The 20,368-nt window shown below is 67.7% G+C and carries 19 protein-coding genes; 6 read left to right on the top strand and 13 right to left on the bottom strand.

All coding sequences use genetic code 11. The features are described from left to right. Window positions 1-22: 22 nt before the first annotated feature. Both DFO65_RS16105 and glyA read right to left on the bottom strand, forming a co-directional pair. Window positions 23-904 carry a bifunctional methylenetetrahydrofolate dehydrogenase/methenyltetrahydrofolate cyclohydrolase gene (locus DFO65_RS16105; protein ID WP_113905467.1) on the bottom strand — a complete coding sequence of 294 codons (882 nt, stop codon included), beginning with the start codon at window positions 902-904 and terminating at the stop codon, window positions 23-25. Beyond that, window positions 901-2,178, bottom strand: a complete 1,278-nt coding sequence (gene glyA / locus DFO65_RS16100) for a serine hydroxymethyltransferase (protein WP_113905466.1) — start codon at window positions 2,176-2,178, stop codon at window positions 901-903. The genes DFO65_RS16105 and glyA overlap by 4 nt, the downstream gene beginning before the upstream one ends. A 158-nt stretch (window positions 2,179-2,336) precedes the next feature. On the opposite strand from glyA, the gene purU reads away from it, so the two are divergent. The 4 genes from purU (at window position 2,337) to DFO65_RS16080 (ending at window position 7,716) form a co-directional block, all read left to right on the top strand. Continuing rightward, window positions 2,337-3,185: a formyltetrahydrofolate deformylase gene (purU, locus tag DFO65_RS16095; RefSeq protein ID WP_113905465.1), complete on the top strand. Its 849-nt coding sequence runs from the start codon at window positions 2,337-2,339 to the stop codon at window positions 3,183-3,185. Window positions 3,186-3,302: 117 nt separating this feature from the next. Further along, window positions 3,303-4,898 carry a phenylacetate--CoA ligase family protein gene (locus DFO65_RS16090; protein ID WP_113905464.1) on the top strand — a complete coding sequence of 532 codons (1,596 nt, stop codon included), beginning with the start codon at window positions 3,303-3,305 and terminating at the stop codon, window positions 4,896-4,898. A 3-nt stretch (window positions 4,899-4,901) separates the two neighbouring features. Continuing rightward, window positions 4,902-5,456: a hypothetical protein gene (locus DFO65_RS16085; protein WP_181778756.1), complete on the top strand. Its 555-nt coding sequence runs from the start codon at window positions 4,902-4,904 to the stop codon at window positions 5,454-5,456. A gap of 22 nt (window positions 5,457-5,478) precedes the next feature. Next, window positions 5,479-7,716, top strand: coding sequence for a hypothetical protein (locus DFO65_RS16080; protein WP_113905463.1), 2,238 nt, complete (start codon window positions 5,479-5,481; stop codon window positions 7,714-7,716). A 36-nt stretch (window positions 7,717-7,752) separates the two neighbouring features. Here DFO65_RS16080 and DFO65_RS16075 read toward each other — a convergent pair whose 3' ends face one another. After that, a complete protein-coding gene (locus tag DFO65_RS16075; RefSeq protein WP_113905462.1) occupies window positions 7,753-9,429 on the bottom strand; it encodes a stealth family protein in 1,677 nt (558 codons plus the stop codon). A gap of 283 nt (window positions 9,430-9,712) precedes the next feature. Between DFO65_RS16075 and putP the strand changes: the two genes are divergently transcribed. After that, complete coding sequence (putP, locus tag DFO65_RS16070; RefSeq protein ID WP_113905461.1) at window positions 9,713-11,233, top strand: sodium/proline symporter PutP; 1,521 nt, start codon at window positions 9,713-9,715, stop codon at window positions 11,231-11,233. A gap of 377 nt (window positions 11,234-11,610) precedes the next feature. On the opposite strand, the gene rplQ is transcribed toward putP, so the two are convergent. The 7 genes from rplQ to DFO65_RS16035 form a co-directional block, all read right to left on the bottom strand. Beyond that, the gene (gene rplQ, locus DFO65_RS16065; protein ID WP_113905460.1) at window positions 11,611-12,132 is read right to left on the bottom strand and encodes a 50S ribosomal protein L17; all 522 of its coding nucleotides are present in this window, start codon (window positions 12,130-12,132) and stop codon (window positions 11,611-11,613) included. A 23-nt stretch (window positions 12,133-12,155) separates the two neighbouring features. After that, the gene (locus DFO65_RS16060) at window positions 12,156-13,154 is read right to left on the bottom strand and encodes a DNA-directed RNA polymerase subunit alpha (protein ID WP_113905459.1); all 999 of its coding nucleotides are present in this window, start codon (window positions 13,152-13,154) and stop codon (window positions 12,156-12,158) included. A 157-nt stretch (window positions 13,155-13,311) separates the two neighbouring features. After that, window positions 13,312-13,716: a 30S ribosomal protein S11 gene (rpsK, locus tag DFO65_RS16055; RefSeq protein WP_113905458.1), complete on the bottom strand. Its 405-nt coding sequence runs from the start codon at window positions 13,714-13,716 to the stop codon at window positions 13,312-13,314. A 51-nt stretch (window positions 13,717-13,767) separates the two neighbouring features. Further along, the gene (gene rpsM, locus DFO65_RS16050; protein ID WP_009379249.1) at window positions 13,768-14,136 is read right to left on the bottom strand and encodes a 30S ribosomal protein S13; all 369 of its coding nucleotides are present in this window, start codon (window positions 14,134-14,136) and stop codon (window positions 13,768-13,770) included. Between the two features lie 207 nt (window positions 14,137-14,343). Next, a complete protein-coding gene (gene rpmJ, locus DFO65_RS16045; protein ID WP_009884960.1) occupies window positions 14,344-14,457 on the bottom strand; it encodes a 50S ribosomal protein L36 in 114 nt (37 codons plus the stop codon). Between the two features lie 62 nt (window positions 14,458-14,519). Next, window positions 14,520-14,741, bottom strand: a complete 222-nt coding sequence (gene infA, locus DFO65_RS16040; RefSeq protein WP_025777906.1) for a translation initiation factor IF-1 — start codon at window positions 14,739-14,741, stop codon at window positions 14,520-14,522. A gap of 199 nt (window positions 14,742-14,940) precedes the next feature. Next, the gene (locus tag DFO65_RS16035) at window positions 14,941-16,233 is read right to left on the bottom strand and encodes an MFS transporter (RefSeq protein WP_181778755.1); all 1,293 of its coding nucleotides are present in this window, start codon (window positions 16,231-16,233) and stop codon (window positions 14,941-14,943) included. A 210-nt stretch (window positions 16,234-16,443) separates the two neighbouring features. Between DFO65_RS16035 and DFO65_RS16030 the strand changes: the two genes are divergently transcribed. Further along, entirely contained in the window at window positions 16,444-17,592 is a 1,149-nt protein-coding gene (locus DFO65_RS16030) for a MalY/PatB family protein (protein WP_113905456.1), read from the top strand. A gap of 10 nt (window positions 17,593-17,602) precedes the next feature. Here DFO65_RS16030 and map read toward each other — a convergent pair whose 3' ends face one another. From map to secY, 3 genes are read right to left on the bottom strand one after another with little or no spacing between them, the layout of a single operon-like run. Then, a complete protein-coding gene (gene map / locus DFO65_RS16025) occupies window positions 17,603-18,433 on the bottom strand; it encodes a type I methionyl aminopeptidase (RefSeq protein ID WP_113905455.1) in 831 nt (276 codons plus the stop codon). Further along, window positions 18,430-18,996 (bottom strand): adenylate kinase, encoded by a 567-nt coding sequence (locus DFO65_RS16020; RefSeq protein ID WP_113905454.1) that lies wholly within the window; start codon window positions 18,994-18,996, stop codon window positions 18,430-18,432. Before DFO65_RS16020 ends, map begins: the two co-directional genes overlap by 4 nt. A 31-nt stretch (window positions 18,997-19,027) precedes the next feature. Then, window positions 19,028-20,329 (bottom strand): preprotein translocase subunit SecY, encoded by a 1,302-nt coding sequence (secY, locus tag DFO65_RS16015; RefSeq protein WP_113905453.1) that lies wholly within the window; start codon window positions 20,327-20,329, stop codon window positions 19,028-19,030. Between the last annotated feature and the right edge of the window lie 39 nt (window positions 20,330-20,368).

Genomic DNA, 20,368 nt, shown 5'->3' with positions numbered 1-20,368 from the left:
GCGTCCGGGCGTGCGTCCCGACTCAGCCGGCGGCGCGCTCGGCGGAGTCGACGACGTTCTTGAGCAGCAGGGCCCGGGTCATCGGGCCCACTCCCCCGGGGTTGGGAGAGAGCCATCCGGCCACCCCGGCGACCGCCGGATCGACGTCGCCGACGATCTTCGACTTGCCGGTCTCCTCGTCGACCTCGCGGGAGACCCCGACGTCGAGGACGACGGCTCCGGGCTTGACCGCGTCCGCGGTGACGATCCGGGCGGCTCCGGCCGCGGCGACGATGATGTCCGCGGAGCGCAGGAGCTCGGGCAGGTTCGTCGTTCCGGTGTGGGTCAGCGTCACGGTGGCGTTGAACTCGCGCCTGGTCAGCAGCGCACCGATCGACCGGCCGACGGTGACTCCGCGGCCGATGACGACGACGTGCTTGCCCGCCAGCTCAATCCCGTTGCGGACCATGAGCTCGATGACGCCGCGCGGGGTGCAGGGCAGGGGCGTGGTGATCTCCCGGCTGACGTTGAGCATCAGGCGGCCGAGGTTGGTCGGGTGGAGACCGTCCGCGTCCTTCGCCGGGTCGATGCGCTCGAGCACCTTGTCCGTGTCGATGTGCCCGGGCAGAGGCAGCTGCACGATGTACCCGGTGCATTCGTCGTTGGCGTTGAGCTCATCGAGGACGGCGAGCACCTCGTCCTCGCTCACGGTCTCCGGCAGGTCGCGTCGGATCGACCGGATGCCGACGTCGGCGCAGTCGCGGTGCTTTCCGGCGACGTACCACTTCGATCCCGGATCCTCGCCGACGAGCACCGTGCCCAGGCCGGGGACGATGCCGCGGTCGGCGAGGGTGGAGACGGTGGCGCGCAGTTCGTCCTTGATCTGATTCGCGCAGACCTTGCCGTCGAGGATCTCTGCGCTCATCGGTACTGCTCCAATCCTTCGTAGAGAGGGAAGGACCCGCTGAGACGGGCCACGCGGGCGGCGAGCGCCTCGACATCGGCTCCCGGCTTGAGGGATTCGGCGATGACATCGGCGACCTCGGTGAACTCGGCGTCGCCGAATCCGCGGGTGGCCAGGGCCGGCGTCCCGATGCGCAGTCCGGAGGTGACCATCGGCGGGCGCGGGTCGAAGGGCACGGCGTTGCGGTTGACGGTGATCCCGACCTCGTGGAGGAGGTCCTCGGCCTGCTGTCCGTCGAGGGCGGAGTTGCGCAGGTCGACGAGGACGAGGTGGACGTCGGTGCCGCCGGTGAGGACGGTGGCGCCCGCCTCGGCGACGTCGTCGGCCATCAGGCGCTCGGCCAGGATCTGGGCCCCGCGCAGGGTCCGCTCCTGCCGGTCCTTGAACTCCTCGCCGGCGGCGAGCTTGAACGCCACGGCCTTCGCCGCGACCACATGCATGAGCGGACCGCCCTGCTGGCCGGGGAAGACCGCGGAGTTGAGCTTCTTCGCGTACTCCTGCTTTCCGAGGATGAAGCCGGAACGGGGTCCGCCGATCGTCTTGTGCACGGTCGAGGAGACGACATCGGCGAAGGGCACGGGATTGGGGTGGAGGCCGGCGGCGACGAGCCCGGCGAAGTGCGCCATGTCGACCCACAGTTTCGCATCGACCTCGTCGGCGATGTCGCGGAACGCCTGGAAGTCGAGCTGACGCGGGTAGGCCGACCAGCCGGCGACGATGACGGCGGGACGGTGTTCGAGCGCCCGCTCGCGCACCTTGTCCATGTCGATACGGTAGGTGTCGGGATCGACCTCGTAGGAGGCGACGTCGTAGAGGCGGCCGGAGAAGTTGATCTTCATCCCGTGGGTGAGGTGTCCGCCGTGGGCCAGGGACAGGCCGAGCATCTTGTCGCCCTGCCGGGCGAGCGCGTGCATGACGGCGGCGTTCGCGGATGCGCCGGAGTGGGGCTGGACGTTCGCGTACTCCGCTCCGAAGAGGCTCTTGGCCCGCTCGATCGCGAGGTTCTCCGCGACGTCGACGTATTCGCAGCCGCCGTAGTAGCGCTTGGCGGGGTAGCCCTCGGCGTACTTGTTCGTCAGGACCGATCCCTGCGCCTCGAGCACGGCGCGCGGCACGAAGTTCTCCGAGGCGATCATCTCGAGCGTCGAGCGCTGCCGGCCCAGCTCCTGATCGAGGACTTCGGCGATCTGCGGATCGATGTCGGCAAGCGAGGCCTGCATGGAGGATTCGGTCATATGTGCACTCCTGTGGCGTCCAAAGTGTGGGGCGGGGGTCAGCGATCTCACATCCGCGCGACCCCCGACCATGCTAACAGCGAAACAGGGGCCGGAACCGACGGCATCCACATGGTGCGTGGTCCGCGAAACCCGCATGATCGCTAGACTCGGGATCCATGAGCCGAGAATGGATCCTGCGAATCAGCTGCCCCGATGCGACGGGGATCGTCCACGCCGTGACCGGGGTCCTCGCGGACCTGGATGCGAACATCACCGAGTCCCAGCAGTTCTCCTCCCCCGACTCCCGGCAGTTCTTCCTCCGCCTGCAGTTCGTCGCCCCCGTCGCCGAGCGCGGTGACCTCGAGGCCGCCCTCGCCGAGGTGGCCGCCCGGCACTCGATGACGATCGGCCTCCAGCCCGCCCTCGAGCGCACCCGCACCCTCGTGCTCGTGTCGAAGGCAGCCCACTGCCTCAACACCCTGCTGTTCCAGCAGAGCTCCGGCCAGCTGCCCATCGACGTCGTCGGCGTCGCCGGCAACCACGACTCCCTGCGCCCGCTCGCCGAGTTCCACGGCCACGACTTCCACCACATCCCCATCACCCCCGAGACGAGGGCCGTCGCGGAGGCGGCCCTCGTCGAGCTCGTCGATGAGCTCGACGTCGAGCTCATCGTCCTCGCCCGCTACATGCAGGTCCTCTCCCCCGACCTCTGCGCGAGGTTCGCGGGTCGGATGATCAACATCCACCATTCGTTCCTGCCCAGCTTCAAGGGCGCCAAGCCCTACCATCAGGCCCACGCCCGCGGGGTCAAGCTCATCGGGGCGACGGCTCACTACGTCACCCCCGACCTCGACGAGGGCCCGATCATCGAGCAGGACGTCGCCCGCGTCGATCACAATCGCAGCGTCGCCGACTTCGTCCAGCGCGGTCAGGACGTCGAGGCGGCCGTCCTCGCGCGCGCCGTCCGCTGGCACGCCGAGGGCCGGATCCTCATGGACGGGCACCGCACCGTCGTCTTCACCTGATCGCGCACCTCGGCGAGGGCGCACCAGGACTGATCACGCACCTCGGCGAGGTAGCGAAGCTGTGACAATTCCCCTGTGCCCGTCCACCGCGAGGGAGAACTGGGCTACTGTCACGATATGGACAAGACTCAGCCGGCGGCGTCCGAACTGCGGCGACTGCCGATCCCCCGCGGCCCGGTCAATCTTGCGCGCCAGGCCGTGCTGCGGGCGGCGAACCTCGGTCTCACCGCGGCCTACGGCGCGTACCGGGCGCACCCGGCGATCTGGAGATTCACCGCCCGGCACTACCATCCCCGGCTCGAGCGGTTCGCGAAGCTCAACGCGTGGATGATCTGCCAGCAGGCCTCCCTCGACGTCCCCGCCTACCAGGACTACCTCGCCCGGACCGGCTTCGCCTTCCGCTGGTGGGACCTCGATTCCTACACCCCGACCTCGAAGGACGACTTCGTGCGCCGCTACAGCGAGGAGCACCGGTGCTGGGGCGGGAGGATCGAGCGCATCGGCACCGTCGTCGACGAATCCTCCGGCTCCTCGGGGACGCCTTTCAACTGGATGCGCTCGAAACGGGAGCTCGACACGGTCCACCGGAACGTCGCCGGCTACGTCACCATGCTCTTCGGATCGCAGGACCTGTTCTGCATCAACGCCTTCTCGATGGGTGCCTGGGCGACGGGAACGAACACGGGGCTGGCGATGGCGAAGGTCGCGATGGTGAAGAACACCGGCCCCGACCTCGACAAGATCATCGACACGATGCGCCACTTCGGTCCCGGCCACACCTACCTCGTCAGCGCCTATCCCCCGTTCCTCAAGCACCTGGCGGACAGGCTCGATGCCGAGCCGGGCGCCTGGGACGATTACCGGATCAGCGGCTTCGTCGGCGGGGAGGCGATGACGGAGGGACTGCGCGACTACCTGCTGGGGCGCTTCGCGAAGGTCTACTCCGGCTACGGCGCCTCGGACCTGACGATCGGCATGGCCGGGGAATCCGACCTCTCGATCGTCATCCGCCGGGCGCTGGCCCACGATCTCGACTTCCGGGCCCGGGTGCTCGGTCCGGACGAGTCACGGGTGCCGATGGTCTTCCAGTACAACCCGCTCGAGACCTACCTCGAGACCACCGACGACGGCGAGCTCGTCGCCACCATCAACTCCGCGGCGGTGATGAGCCCGCGGCTGCGCTACAACATCGGCGACGAGGCGCGGCTCGTCGACTTCCCGACGATGGTCGAGCTCACACGGGCCCATCCGCGCCTCGCCGCCGAGTGCTCGCGGGCGTTCGCCGGCAACGGGATGAAGCTTCCATTCGTCCTCCTGTTCGGCCGCTCCGACTCGACGATCTCCTACATGGGCGCCAACATCTACCCCCTCGACATCGAGAACGGCCTGTACCGGGACAATCCCCGGGCCCACCTCATCGAGTCCTTCCGCATCGAGCTGCGCGAGGTCGCCGCTCTCGAGGAGCGTCCGGCCCTCCATGTGCAGCTGCGCGACGAGGCCCCGGAGCTGAGCGAGGGCGAGCTCGACGACTTCGCCGCGACGATCCGCCGCGGAGTGCTGGCCCACCTGGCATCGGTGTCCCGTGACTTCGCCCAGAGCCTGCAGGAGGACCCGACGACTGCCGAGATCCAGGTCGAGATCCACCGGCACGGCACCGGGCCGTTCGCCGAGGCGACGACGAAGATCAAGAACGTCTACCTCGTGAGGAGCTGAGCGATGCGGTCGAAGGACTTCTCCCAGGCGCCTCCCCAGGCCCGCGCCGAGGCGGTGTTCCTCGGGGCGAACCGCTACCGCAGTCCCCTGGCCATGCTCGCCCAGGTCCGCCGGTGGCCGAAGGTCGCCCGGTCGCTCAAGCGCGCGCCGGGCTACCTGTGGCATCGCAGCTACGTCGAGTTCCCCGACCGCATCGGACTCATCGTCGCCTTCGCCTCCTACGACGACCTCATGCTCTATGCCCGCACCCCCGAGCACCGGGAGATCATGAAGTGGCTCGTCGGTGGGGAGAAGGCGCCCGCCAGGGGTGGCTTCATCCGCATCCTGCGCGCCGACGAGTGGGGATACACGAACGGCGAGTACCGTGCCGAGGATTCCCGCCTCGGGATGATCGACGAGTTCACGCGTCTCGAGGCGGATACCCGTCAGGTCGCCGACGGCGGGAGTGCCGGTGGGCGCTCGACCGGACGTGGCGCCGGTGGGGGCGTGACCGGACGTGTCGCCGGTGGGCGGCCCGCCGAGCGGGCCCGGTCCCAGGACGACCCGGAACGGCGCTGAGGCGACGATGAGGCCACGGCGCGTGAGCACGCGCGCGGACCTGCGCGACTTCATCGACCTGGCGCCGCGGCTCGCCCGCACGCGCGGGGAGATCGACCACTGGGTTCCGCTGTTCGCCTCCGACATCGCCCAGTGGCACACCGGCTCGGGATGGTTCGCCGAGGAGGTCGAGCTGTGGCTGCTCGACGACGAGTCGGGAGTGAGCGCGGCCCGGATGATCTGCCACCGCTCCCCCGCATTGGCGGAGAAGCTCGCCGAGACCGGCGGCGGCCCCGCCGCTCCTCGCCCCACCCTCTTCTTCGGCGCCCTCGAGGCCGCCGACCCCTCCGCCCTCGACGAGCTCATCACCCTCATCCGCTCCCGGGCGGCAGCTCACGGCTGCACCCGGATGTTCGGGCCCGTCTCGCCGCTGCCCAATGTCACCGGCGGTCTGCTCACCGACGGAGCCGACGAGCCGGGCTTCTTCGACACCGTCTGGAACCCCGAGTTCCTCGCCGAGGGCTTCCTCCGGGCCGGCTTCGCACCGTGGGGGCGAGCGCAGACTTGGGAGGTCGCGGTCGGCGACATCCCCGCACCCCGGGCGACCGCACCGAGCCCGCACGAGTGGGCCGACCGCGGGCTGCGGCGCCGCCGGGTCTCCCGAGCAGGTCTTCGCGCCTTCGCGCGCAGGCTCCTGCCGACGCTCAACGCCGCGTTCGCCCGGCTGCCCTACTACACCGAGATCACCCCGGCTCAGCTGCGCGCGCAGATGGCGGGGCTCGCGGCGCTCATGGATCCGGCGCTCATCGTCGACGTGGTCGGATGCGAGGACCCCGACGACGCCCCACCGCGATGCTTCGCCCTCGTCATCCCCGATCCCCTGCCCGTCCTCCGCGCTCACGACGGTCGACTCGGCCCGGCGGCGATCGTCGATCTGCTCCGCAGCCGCCGTCGCCTCACCGATGCCGTCCTCATCATCCAGGGCACCGCGCCCGAGCACCAGGGGCGGGGAATCCTGTCCCTGGTGATGCGCGAGCTCAACGCGGAGCTCGTCGCCGGCGGCTACCGCCGGTTGCGGGTGACGTTCATCGCGGAGGACAATCCCGCCTCGGCGGCGGTGTTCGCGAACTCCGGAGGCAGACCCCTCCACGACCTCGCCTTCATCGAGGCGGCGGTCACCCCGAGGACGGCTCGCGGCGGCGTGGGCGCCGAGGCGATCGCCGAGCTCTTCACGCATGCCGCTCGGTCCCCGTCAGCACACAACACCCAGCCGTGGGTTCCGCGGCTGCTCGGGACCGCGGGTGATCCGACCACCGCCGAGGTGGTCGTGACCGTCGATCCCGCCCGGTGCCTGCCGGCAGGTGACCCCGAGCACCTCGATCTGCACCTGTCGATGGGCTGCTGGGTCGAGTCCCTGGCGATCTCCGCCGCCGAGGCGGGCATCGGCGTCGTCCCCGTCTCAGTCACCGGGTCGGGACCCGGTCTCGAGATCCGGCTGCATGTCGTTTCCGATGGTGCCGCTCGCGCGGAGCTCTCCGTATCGCCGGAGGCCGGGGCGGACGCGCTCTGGCCCCGGTTCGGCACCGCCGACCTCCATCACAGGCAGGTCGACCGCGGACCTCTGGCGCGGGACGAACCGGCGTTCGCGCGGGCGCTCGAGGAGATGGGACCCGGGCTGACCGCTGCGGGACTTCGACTCGCGACGATCCCCGACGCCGGTTGGCGGTCGCTGCTCGCACAGGCGTCGCTGTCGATGATCGCGACGCCCCGGATCTTCGCCGAGGCCCTGGACTGGTGTCGTTTCGACAAGCGCGATCCCCGGTACCACGAGGACGGTCTGACGGCGGAGTGCCTGCGCCTGCCCCCGATTCTGGCGGTGCCGGGCTCCCGCCTCAACTCCTCTGCGCTGCGGCCGTGGATCGCGAGGATCGCCGCGACTGCGGCGCTCCCCCTCGACGTCGGTCACCGGGTGCTGGCCAAGCGGTTCCCGCCACCGGCCCCTGCCTCCGATTCGGCACGGCCTCACCATGTCGTCCTCACGGCAGATGCGGGTGCGGGCGACAGTGCTCGCGACGAGATCGCGATCGGCCGCTGCCTGCTCCGGACCTGGCTGCTCTTCGACAGGCATGGTCTGCGGGTCGACGTCCACTCCGAGCTCAAGGACATCCCGGAGACGAACCAGGGCCTGCGGGACCTCGCAGGACCAGGCCGTCCGCTCGCCGCCTTCTCCGTCGGACGATCGACGACGCCAGTGCCGCGCTCGCACCGCAAGCCGCCGTGATGGGTGCGAGGGTGGTCAGGGACGGGTCTGTTCGGATCAGCCCGGATCGTTCGCGGGCTCGTCCTTCTCGAAGGAACTCGGAAAGGGGAACCGCTCCTCGAGGAACCCGGTGAGCAAGGACGTGACCGCTTCGGGGTTCCCATTGCCGAAGTCCGTATCGTTGAGACAGAGCACATCTAGATCGTTTCGTCGGGACAGGCGGCGGAGGTAGAGCGCGGCATCAGGACGCGCGATGTCCATATAGGCGTAGCGGATGCCTGCATCGACAGCCCTGCCCTGCGCATAGGCGTGGAAGTGATAGAGGCTCGAGGCGATGGAGCAGTCATCGGGATGGCGGAACGTCGACGCCGAGACCGCGGCGAAGAGTTCGGGCTCCCTGCGTTCGAACTCGGCGAGCACCGACTTCAGCTGCGGATGCGGCGTGTGCTTGAATTTATGCGTCACCGTCCTCCCGTGCCTGCTGAGCATGAACTCCCGACCGTGCTTCGCCGCCGACAGGACCGGCAGGTCCCGCGCAGTCGCCTCGGCGAGGTCCAGAGGAGCGGTCGACGGGAAGAACTTCGACAGTCCGCTGCCGGTGAAGAACAACTCCGGTGAAGTTGGACGCATGAAGAAGAGGTCGTCGTTGAGGTAGAGGTACTGCTCGCTGAGCCCCTCGATGTGGTGAAGCTGCGATTCGATCGCGTGGGAGTTGAACACCGGAAGATTCTCGGGTCTGCTGAAGATGTCACGATGATCGACGACGGTGATCTTCGGGTGGTCGGTGTTCAGCCATTCGGGCACCTGGCGGTCGGTGACGATGTAAATGTGGTTGACCCAGCTGGCGTAGGATTCGAGGGACCGCAGAGAGTACATGAGTTCATTGCGGTCGGTGAATCGAGACGCTGAGAGAGCCGTGGCGTTGAGCTCATCCTCGTCGGACATGCCGCGAGCCGCGAGCTGGCGCTTCTTCCATTCGACGTCGGATCCGTCGACCCAGGTGTAGACCACGTCGACGGGCTCCCTCACGGTGTAGATGTCGGGGGCCGCGAACTCGACGCGACGATCGTTGCCGACAGCGGCATCGTCCCACATCTCGGGGGTGAGATACTCGACGACGATCCTGGGGTTCCTCACTCTGCGGTGGAGGGTTCCCGGAATATGGGTCGAACCGTCCACGCGCGGCACGCGCGGCCCGAGGTCGTCCCAGAATTCGACGACGACCTGCTCTGACCGCGAGCTGAGGACCCGGCCGTTGGGCGCGCAGACGCGTCTGCGGCAGATTATCCGTGAGACAGCATCGAACTTCTTCGCGAGGTGGTCCTCGACGATCGGCTGCAGACGTTCGTCCTCGAACGCCAGGCTCCACCCGCTCGACCCGGGCAGCGAACGCAGGGCGCGCAGAGCCGCCCGCAGTCCGGCTCGCGGAACCACGAGCACAGATCGCTCGAGACCGCGACGGGGCAGTTCGACGAATTCTGCTCCCGCCTCTGCGAGTGCATCCCGGATTCTGAGGAGATTGTCGCGCCGGACTTCCTCGGAGATGTGGATCGATTCGGCTGTCTGCAGTGCTGGTTCTCGACCGCCCGACCCCCGCAGGGCTCCGACCGACTGCTTGGCGTATTCCTGCCAGCCCATCTCTCCGTGTCGAAGCTTCGACACGAGCACCTTCTGCCGCACACTCATCTTCGAGGCAACGGTTCCGCGAACCGGAGCGAGAAGCGTCGTGAACATGTCACAATCTCCTGTAGTCGCTGGGGAAGTCCCGATTTTCGATTCAGCGTACAGGTGTTGTCGTTCTTTCCCTGGAACAACACGCACATAGTCACGTTTCCCTGCGTGATCATCACGACGGTCGACCTCACCCTTCCGCGGACGAGTGCCTGGGTGCCACCACTTTGACTCAGGGCCACGATCGGCGAGGGCTCCGGTCGTCGCGGAGTCCTGTCAGCCGGTTCACATCTTCTTCCCCGCCTGCGGTAAACTCGCCGGTGCTGTCTATAGAAAACGAGTCAAAATGACGGAAACAACTTTCCGAACAATTGCAATCGTTCTGTACTTCGCGGGCATGCTGGCCATCGGCTGGTTCGCGTACCGCAAGACCCGGAACAGCCTCGACGACTACATGCTGGCCGGACGTGGACTGCGCCCCAGCGTCGCGGCGCTGAGCGCCGGGGCCTCCGACATGTCCGGCTGGCTGCTCATGGGACTGCCCGGGGCGATCTACCTCTCGGGTCTGGTCGAAGCATGGATCGCGATCGGCCTGACCGCAGGAGCCTGGGTCAACTGGAAGTTCGTCGCGCCGCGACTGCGTGCCTTCACGGAGCGGGCCGGTGACTCGATCACGATTCCGAGCTTCTTCGAACAGCGCCTCGGCGACTCCACCCGGCTGCTGCGCATCGTCTGCGGCGTCATCATCCTGGTGTTCTTCACCTTCTACGTGTCCTCGGGCATGGTGGCCGCCGGCAAGTTCTTCGAATCCAGCTTCGGACTCAACTACCTGGCCGGAATGCTCGTCGTCGCCGGCATCACGATGCTCTACACGCTCTTCGGCGGGTTCCTCGGCGCCACCCTCACCGACGTCGCCCAGGGACTGCTGATGTTCGCCGCACTGGTCGCGGTGCCGATCGTCGCCGTCGTCAACGCCGGCGGCCCGGTCGAGGTGATCTCGAACGTACGTGAGATCGATCCCGGCATGCTCAGCCTCTTCGGCAGCGGATCGTTCTGGGCGAGCGGCACCTATCTCGCCGTCATCTCGTCCCTGGCCTGGGGACTGGGCTACTTCGGTCAGCCGCACATCATCGTGCGCTTCATGGCGCTGCGCACTCCGGCCGACGCCACCGTCGCCCGCCGCATCGGCGTGGGCTGGATGGCCATCTCGGCTCTCGGCGCGATCGCGACGGCCATCGTCGGCATCTCCTACTTCTCGCAGCATGCCGACATGAAGCCCACAGACCCGGAGACCGTGTTCCTCGATCTCGCGCAGATCCTCTTCCATCCGTTCATCGCCGGTCTCGTCCTGGCCGCAGTGCTCGCCGCGATCATGTCGACGATCTCCTCCCAGCTCGTCGTCTGCTCGTCCGCCCTCGTCGAGGATCTCTTCAAGATCGTCGCCCTGCGGGCCGGGTCGACGCGCACTCTCAAGGACTCGACCTACGTTCTCCTCGGTCGCCTCGGCGTTCTCGTCGTCGCGATCATCGCGGTGCTGCTGGCGATCTCTCCGTCGAACAGCATCCTCGATCTGGTCGCGTTCGCCTGGGCCGGATTCGGAGCCTCGTTCGGTCCGATCGTGCTGCTCACCCTGTTCTGGAAGCGCCTGAGCAACTGGGGCGCGCTGTCCGGCCTGGCTGCGGGCGCGATCGTCGCGTTCGTGTGGGGCCAGGTGAGCACGCCGCTGACGGACGCGATCTACGAGATCATTCCCGGTTTCGCCGTCAACCTCGTCGTCGCGATCGTGGTCAGCAGGTTCACCTACAAGCACAGCGACGAGTCCGATCGGGAGTTCGACGAGTCCGTCGAACTCTCGAAGGCGAAGTGAGAGCCGCAGACATCGCCTGACCCGAGCACTGGCTCCTCCCGCGCACGCAGCGCGGGACACCGCGCGCCCAGCGCCTGTTCCGGCGCACCCGGGACGCAGCGAGAGGCCGTCGCCACGAGAACTCCTCGTGGCGGCGGCCTCTCGGCGTTCCTCGACCACATTCCTGGCGCGGATCGTCGCGCGAAACGGTGAGCGGGAACGCCCGGCCCCGTATGGCGCGCACCGCCGGCGTCACCCGTCCGCGCGCTGCGTCTCCGGTGCCGTCACCGTCGCCTGCGGCCCTCCCGCGGCGAAGAAGCACTTCAGGCGGGCACCCGGTGGGGTGCCCGCCTGAGCGGTGTCGCTGTCGCCGAGCCCGCAGGCTCGACGCGGAGGCCTTACTTGGTCTCTTCGGCAGCCTCGTCGGTCGACGCTTCCTCGGCCGCCGAGTCCTCGGCGGTCTCAGCGGAGGGAGCCTCGTCGGCCTCGGCGGGAGCCGATTCGGCAGCGGCGGCCGCGGTGGCCTGCTCCGCTTCCTTCACGGTCGCCTGCTTCGGCGAGTAGGGCTCGAGGACCAGTTCGATGACGGCCATCGGAGCGTTGTCGCCGGAGCGGGGGCCGATCTTGGTGATACGGGTGTATCCGCCAGGACGCTCGGCCATGGTGTCGGCGATCGACGTGAACAGCTCGTGCACGATCGACTTGTCACCGATCTGCGCGAGAACGCGACGACGCGCAGCGAGGTCGCCCTTCTTCGCAGCGGTGATGAGGCGCTCCGCGACAGGACGCAGGCGCTTGGCCTTGGTCACGGTCGTGGTGATCTTCTTGTGCTCGAACAACTGGGCGGCCAGGTTGTTGAGCATCAAGCGCTGGTGGGTGGGCGAACCGCCGAGGCGGGGACCCTTGGTGGGGGTTGGCATGGTGAGATACTCCTAGGTCTTGATCAGTACTGTTCGTCTTCGACGTAGGACTGGTCCTCGTCAACGAGGCCGGATTCGAATCCGGCAGGGCTGTCCTTGAGGCTCAGGCCCAGCTCGTTGAGCTTGGCCTTCACTTCGTCGATCGACTTCGAACCGAAGTTGCGGATATCCATGAGGTCGGCCTCGCTGCGGGCAACGAGCTCGCCGACGGTGTGGATGCCCTCACGCTTGAGGCAGTTGTAGGAGCGCACGGTCAGATCAAGATCTTCGATGGCCAGGGCCAGATCGGCGGCCAGCGCCGCGTCGACCGGGGACGGTCCGATCTCGATGCCCTCTGCTTCGACGTTGAGCTCCCGCGCCAGGCCGAAGAGCTCGACCAGGGTCTTGCCTGCGGATGCGATGGCATCGCGCGGGCTCATCGACGGCTTGGTTTCCACGTCGAGCACCAGTCGATCGAAGTCGGTGCGCTGTTCCACACGGGTGGCTTCGACCTTGTAGGTGACCTTGAGAACCGGGGAGTAGATCGAATCGACCGGGATCCGGCCGATTTCTGCATCCGCGTTCTTGTTCTGCGCGCTCGAGACGTATCCGCGACCGCGCTCGATGGTCAGCTCCATGTCCAGACGCCCTTCGCCATTGAGCGTGGCGATGTGCAGGTCGGGGTTGTGGATCTCGACTCCGGCCGGAGCCGAGACATCGGCGGCGGTGACGGTGCCGGGTCCCTGCTTGCGCAGGTAGGCGACGACGGGCTCGTCGAACTCCGAGGACACGACCAGGGACTTCAGGTTGAGGATGAACTCGGTGACATCCTCCTTGACTCCCGGGACGGTGCTGAACTCATGGAGGACTCCGTCGATCCGGATGGACGTGACGGCGGCACCCGGAATCGACGACAGCAGGGTGCGACGAAGAGAGTTGCCGAGGGTGTAGCCGAATCCCGGCTCGAGCGGTTCGATGGCGAACCGTGAGCGGTTGTCGGAGACGACTTCTTCCGTGAGCGTGGGGCGCTGTGCAATGAGCACGTGGGCTTCCTTTCAGCGAACATCCGCTATATGACGTTCGCACTGCACGTCATGGCACCAGGGCCATGATGAACGGTTCGGGTATGCGGTGGATCCGATCGGCGACCTCCGGGCGCGGCAGAGCGCCGCGCCGGCGGCGCAGATCACACGGAAAGGGTCAGCCGCGGCGGCGCTTGGGAGGACGGCAGCCGTTGAAGGGAACCGGGGTGACATCCTGGATGGTGCCCAGTTCCAGACCGGCGGCCTGCAGGGAGCGGATCGCGGTCTCGCGTCCCGATCCCGGTCCCTTGACGAAGACGTCGACCTTCTTCAGGCCGTGTTCCTGCGCACGGCGGGCAGCGGACTCCGCAGCCATCTGAGCGGCGTAGGGCGTCGACTTGCGCGAGCCCTTGAAGCCGACCTCACCGGAGGACGCCCAGGAGATGACAGCACCGGACGGGTCGGTGATCGACACGATGGTGTTGTTGAAGGTGGATTTGATGTGAGCCTGGCCGGCGACAATGTTCTTCTTGTCCTTGCGACGAGGCTTACGCGCTGTTGCGGCGCGTGACTTGGGAGGCATTGGTTTTACTCCTGATCGAGGTGGTTGATGCGAGTCAACCGGGTGAGCATGTTACTTCTTCTTACCGGCCACGGTGCGCTTGGGTCCCTTGCGGGTACGCGCGTTCGTCTTGGTCCGCTGTCCGCGAACCGGCAGACCGCGGCGGTGGCGCAGGCCTTCGTAGCTTCCGATTTCCACCTTGCGGCGAATATCGGCGGCCACCTCACGACGGAGGTCGCCCTCAACCTGGAATGTGCCCTCGATATAGTCACGCAGCTGGACGAGCTCGGCATCGCTCAAGTCCTTCACCCGAGTATCAGGGTTGATCCCGGTTTCCGTCAGGGTCTGGCGCGCACGGGTGCGGCCCACACCATAGATGTATGTCAAGGCGACTTCCACGCGCTTCTCACGCGGGATGTCGACTCCGGCAAGTCGTGCCATAGGTACTAACTCCTGTTGTTGTCACGGAGGTGCTGATGCAGACCTGTCCTCGGATTCCCCGAGGTCCTCGGCCCCCGACCGAAGGTATCGTCCTGTCTCATGCCGCGAACGGCTGGGACAGGGGGCGAGGTCTGCGCGGGTGTGGTGCTGCAGCACCCGAAGGGGGTTCAGCCCTTGACAGGTGCTCCTGTCTGCTCGAAGCTGTGCTCAACCCTGACGCTGTTTGTGGCGCGGGTTGGAGCAGATCACGATCACCCGGCCGTGACGGCGGGTGATCTGGCAGTTCTCGCAGATCTTCTTGACGCTGGGCTTAACCTTCATCGTTTTTCCTTCTTCCGGCCTGCGCCTCTGTGCGGAGGCGCGGCTCGAATGATCGAAGATCCTTACTTGTAGCGGTAAACGATCCGTCCACGCGAGAGGTCGTACGGAGACAGCTCCACCACGACCCGGTCCTCGGGAAGGATTCGGATGTAGTGCTGCCGCATCTTCCCTGAGATATGCGCAAGCACCTTGTGGCCATTGCTCAGCTCGACCCGGAACGATGCGTTCGGGAGAGCCTCGACAACGGTGCCTTCGATCTCAATGACCCCTTCTTTTTTGGCCATATCGTTCGCTAACCTCGTATTCCCGCGAAACCTTCGCGTTCGACGTAATCGTGTATCCCCGACTCAATGTCGGCGACCCCTGCTCTCCCCATCACGCGGATCGGTTCATCCCACCACCGGAAAGGCCATGGAGGGCAGATGCCGACCACAACCGGGACAGGGTGAGTTGAGTGAGAACAGACCAATCATCAACTCTACACTACGGGCGCGCACCGTTCCACATCGCGGCCGTGTCAGCCGTGTGATGTGAACGACGTCCGGCCCCGAGGCTCGCGAGCACGGCGCCGACGAGCACGAGGACGCCGACGATCGTGATCCAGGCGAACCCGCCCGCGGCGAGCAGCGGTCCGGCCAGTGCCGCCAGTCCCGCCGCGCCGAGGTTCATCCCGGCATCCGACAGGCCCTGCACGGGCACCCGGTGAGCTTCGTCGATCTCGGCGGTGAGCAGGGTGGAGCCGGCGATGAGGCACGCCGACCATCCGAGTCCGAGGATGAAGAGGGAGATCGAGAGGCGGACGAAGGAGGACTCACCGAGGGCGTCGATGAACCCGAGCACCAGACTGATGGCGAACAGGCCCTGCCCCAGGGCGATGACCGCCGAGGCCGAGAACCTGTCGGTGAGCAGCCCGAAGACGGGTGAGAGCCCGTACATGCCGAGGATGTGCCCGCCGATGGTGATCCCGATGAGCTCGAGGCCGAGACAGTGGTGGTCCATGTGGAGAGGCGTCATCACCATCGTCGAGACCATGATCATGTGCCCGGTGACCACCGCGAGCAGGCCCCGCAGCGCTCCTGGCGAGCGACGGATGGCCTGCCAGGTGCCGCCTCGGTGCGGTGACGGCGGGAGGACGCCCATGGCTCCTGCCGCGTCGGCACGAGGCGCCGCGGTGAGCGTGCGCAGGCACAGGACGCACAGCAGGGCACAGGCGAAGACGACGGTCGAGATGATGAAGGGCCCCGACAGCGGGTCGATCCCCAGCGCCCGGCCGAGCCGCGCGCCCGGCTCCGACAGGTTCGGCCCGAGTACCGAGCCTATGGTCGTCGCCCACACGACGACCGACATGGCCGAGCCCTTGAGGTGGTCGGGGGCGGAATCCGTCGCGGCATAGCGGCTCTGCAGTCCCGCGGCGGTCGCCGCCCCGAAGCACCCCATGCCGAGGAAGAAGAGGAGGTCGATGCCCGCGGTGACGGCGCCGACGATGAGCAGGGCCCCGGCGAGGGCCACTCCGTAGCCGAGGCTCAGCGCCAGGCGCCTCGACCGCCTCACCGCGACCCGCGCCAGCGGCACCGCGAGGAGCCCCGCGCCGAGGATGGAGGCCGTCTGCGCAAAGCCGGCGAGTTCGGTGCGCCCGGTCAGGCGTTCGGCGAGGATGCCGCCGACGGCGAACCCCGTCGCGATCCCGATGCCGGAGAACAGCTGGGCGAGGCTGAGCGCCCACTGGTTGCGGCGGAAGGTCCGTCGCCCCGCCGCGTGACCGGTCGTCTTCGACATCGTCGTCCTCTCCCCTGTGCAACTGTCCGGTCGCACCATCGTCTCATGGCCCCGCCGGTGACAGTGCATGCCCCCGCCGACCCCGCCGGTGACAGCGCATGTCGGCGCCCGGTCCCCTCACCCGCGGGCTGCTGTTAGCGTGAGTCCCAGCACTCACGAGGCGGGCCGATCCGCCTCGACCGAGAGACACCGGGAGACGGAGGGAGCGGCATGCACGAACTGGACGCGATCACTGAGGAATCGCTGGTGCGCAAGGGCGGGCGGAAGTGGTCGAGCTTCCCGGGCAGCCTCGGCGCGTTCATCGCGGAGATGGACTTCGGCGTGGCCCCTGCCGTGCGGGAGGCGCTGCGCGAGCTCGACGAGCGCGACCTCTACGGGTACGCGCCCTATCAGACGGTCACCGACCTCAAGTCGGCGACCGCTGAATTCGCGGTCGACCGCTACGGCTGGCGGTTCCCGGCCGAGCATGTCGAGCTCGCCAGCGACGTCCTCGCCGGGTTCATCGGGGTCCTCGGATTCCTCACTCCCCCGGACGCCCCCATCGTCCTGCCGACGCCGGCCTACATGCCCTTCTTCGACGTCGCCCGGGTCACCGGTCGCCGGCTGATCGAGGTGCCGATGCGGCGGGCCGAGGACAGCTGGTCCCTCGATCTCGACGCCGTCGACGCCGCCCTGAGCCCCGGGGCCGTGCTCGTCCTGTGCAATCCGCACAATCCGATCGGCAAGGTCTACACACCCGAGGAGATGTCGGCCCTCGCCGAGGTGATCGACCGCAACGGCGCCCGCGTGTTCTCCGACGAGATCCATGCCCCGCTCGTCTACTCCCCCTCCCGGCACATCCCCTACGCGTCGCTGAGCGAGGCGACGGCCGCGCACACGGTGACGGCGACGGCGGCATCGAAGGCCTTCAACATCCCCGGCCTCAAGTGCGCCCAGCTCATCCTCACGAACGAGGCCGACCGCCGGGTGTGGAAGGAGCGCGGCGGATTCGTCTCCGGGGCCGCGGCGAACCCGGGGATCCTCGCGACGACCGCGGCCTACATCGCCGGCGGGGACTGGCTCGACGAGATCACCGAGTACCTCAGGGGCAGCCGGGACCTGCTCGCCGATCTCCTCGCCGAGCATCTTCCCCGGGCCACCTGCATCCCGCCCGAGGGCACTTATCTGGCATGGGTGGATCTGCGCGCCTACGGCGTCGGCTCCGACATCGCCGGGCAGCTGACGGCGGATGCGAAGGTGGCCGTCACCGAGGGACGGCTGTGCGGCGAGGTCGGCCAGGGCCACATCCGCCTCAACTTCGCCCTCCCCCGCCCCCTGCTCGCCGAGGCGGTGAAGCGGATCGGCTCCGCGCTGGGCTGAGGGACCGCGGTCAGTCGACGGGGACCGGGGTGATCCCGAAGGGTGCGAGGCCCGCGGCTCCCCCGTCCTCGGCGGTGAGCACCCAGACCCCGCCCTCGTGGCGGGCGACGCTGTGCTCCCAGTGGCTGGCCCTCGAGCCGTCGGCGGTGACGACGGTCCAGTCGTCGGCCAGGGTCCGGGTCTCCGGAGAGCCCGCGGTGAGCATCGGTTCGATCGCCAGGCACATTCCGGGCCGGATCTTCGGCCCGTTCGAGCGGGCGCGGTAGTTGAGCACCTCGGGCGGCATGTGCATCGCCGTCCCGATCCCGTGCCCGGTGAATTCCTCGACGAGACCGAAGTCGGGGGCATGGTCGGTGACGTGGTCGTCGATGGCGTCGCCGATGTCGGAGACCCGCGCGCCGATGGCGAAGGCCGCGATGCCGGCCCACAGCGCCTCCTCGGTGGCCCGGGACAGCGCCCGGTCCGCGGCGCTGCCGCACTCGTCGCCGCCGACGATCATCGTGAATGCCGAGTCCCCGTGGTATCCCTCGACGATCGCGCCCCCGTCGATGGACACGAGGTCGCCGGCCGCGAGCACCCGGGACCCGGGGATCCCGTGGACGATCTCCTCGTTGACGGAGATGCACAGGACGGCCGGGAACCCCTGGTAGCCCTTGAAGTTGGACCGGGCACCCGCCTCGGCGATGACGGCCTCCGCCGCGGCATCCACCTCGGCGGTGGTTGCCCCGGGCACGGCGGCGGCACGGGCGGCGTCGAGGGCGGCACGCGTGACGAGCCCCGCCCTGCGCATGGTGCGCAGCTCGGCGGGGCTCTTCAGCTCGATCCGGGGACCGAAGATCATCGAATGACGTCGAGGATGCGCTCGGTGATGTCGGAGACCTCGCCGAGGCCGTCGACCTGGCGGAGCAGCCCGCGGTCGCGGTAGATGTCCGTCAGCGGCTGGGTCTGCTCGGCGTAGACGTCGAGGCGGTGGCGGATGACGTCCTCGTTGTCATCGCTGCGCCCTTCCTTCTGCGCGCGGGCGAGCAGCCGGGCCACGACCTCATCGGTGTCGGCGGTGAGCTCGACGACATGCTCGATCTCCACGTCCTGCTCGGCGAGGATCCGGTCGAGCTCGCTCACCTGCGCAGCGGTGCGGGGATATCCGTCGAGGAGGAATCCGTTCACGGCATCGTCCTGGGACAGCCGGTCGGCGACCATCGAGTTGGTCACCTCGTCCGGAACGTACTCGCCGGCGTCCATGTAGCGCTTGGCGAGCTTCCCGAGCTCGGTCTCTCCCTTGACATTGGCCCGGAAGATGTCGCCGGTCGAGATCGCCGGGATGTCCAGGGCCGCGGCGAGCCGGGCGGCCTGGGTGCCTTTGCCGGCGCCGGGAGGGCCGATCAGGATGATGCGTGAACTCATGGATGTCCTTCCGTTGGGTGTCCGCGGCCCGTCAGCGCAGCAGACCTTCGTAGTGGCGCTGCTGCATCTGGGCGTCGATCTGCTTGACCGTCTCCAGGCCGACCCCCACGACGATGAGCAGGGAGGTGCCGCCGAAGGGGAAGTTCTGGTTCGCGTTGATGAGGATCAGCGCGATCAGCGGGATCAGGGCGACGAAGGCCAGGTAGAGCGAACCCGGGAAGTTGATGCGGCTGAGCACGAAGCTCAGGTAGTCCGCCGTGGGCCGCCCGGCACGGATGCCGGGGATGAAGCCGCCGTACTTCTTCATGTTGTCCGCGACCTCCTCCGGGTTGAAGGTGATCGCGACGTAGAAGTAGGCGAAGAAGATCGTCAGCAGCGCGTAGATCGTGATGTAGAGCGGGTGGTCGCCGCGGGTGAAGTAGGTGTTGATCCACTCCACCCAGGCCGTCTGGGGATCGAAGAACTGGGCGATGAGGCTCGGGAGGTAGAGCACCGACGAGGCGAAGATGACGGGGATGACGCCGGCCATGTTCACCTTGATCGGGATGTAGGTCGAGGTTCCGCCGAACATCCGCCGGCCCACCATACGCTTGGCGTACTGGACGGGGATGCGCCGCTGGGACTGCTCGACGAAGACGACGAGGGCGACGAGGACGAGGCCGACGGCAAGGACGATGAGGAAGATGTCGACGCCCTGCTCGCGGAAGATCGCGCCCAGCGACGACGGGAAGGCCGCGGCCACGGAGATGAAGATGAGCAGCGACATGCCGTTGCCCACCCCGTGCTCGGTGATCTGCTCGCCCAGCCACATGATCAGGCCCGTGCCGGCGGTCAGCGTGAGGACCATGATCGTGATCCCCCACCAGGTGTCGTTCGTGATGAGGTTCGTGCAGCCCTCGACATTGCCGAACAGGGCGCCCGAGCGCACGGTGGCGATGAGGGTCGTCGAGTTGAGGATCGCCAGGCCGATGGTCAGGTAGCGAGTGTACTGGGTGAGCTTGGCCTGTCCGGACGCGCCCTCCTTGTGCAGGGCCTCGAAGCGCGGGATGACGACGCGCAGCAGCTGCACGATGATGCTGGCCGTGATGTAGGGCATGATGCCCAGGGCGAAGATCGACAGCTGCAGCAGCGCTCCACCGCTGAAGAGGTTGATCATCGCGAAGCCGCCGGAGTTCAATTGCGGGGACGCCACGCACTCCTGAACCTGGGAATAGTCGATCCCCGGAGTGGGAATGAACGAGCCGAGCCTGAAGATGACGAGGACACCCAAGGTGAAGAGGAGTTTGTTCCTCAGGTCGGGCGTTCTGAAGGCCCTCCGAATTGCGCCGATCAAGCGTCCTCCTCAATGGGGGATGAATTCAGGGTCGCTGAT

The organism is Brevibacterium sanguinis, assembly GCF_003315415.1.
Taxonomy (GTDB): Bacteria; Actinomycetota; Actinomycetes; order Actinomycetales; family Brevibacteriaceae; genus Brevibacterium; species Brevibacterium celere_A.
The sequence above is the reverse complement of the archived record's forward strand: the minus strand, read 5'-3'. Positions and strand labels throughout refer to the sequence as shown.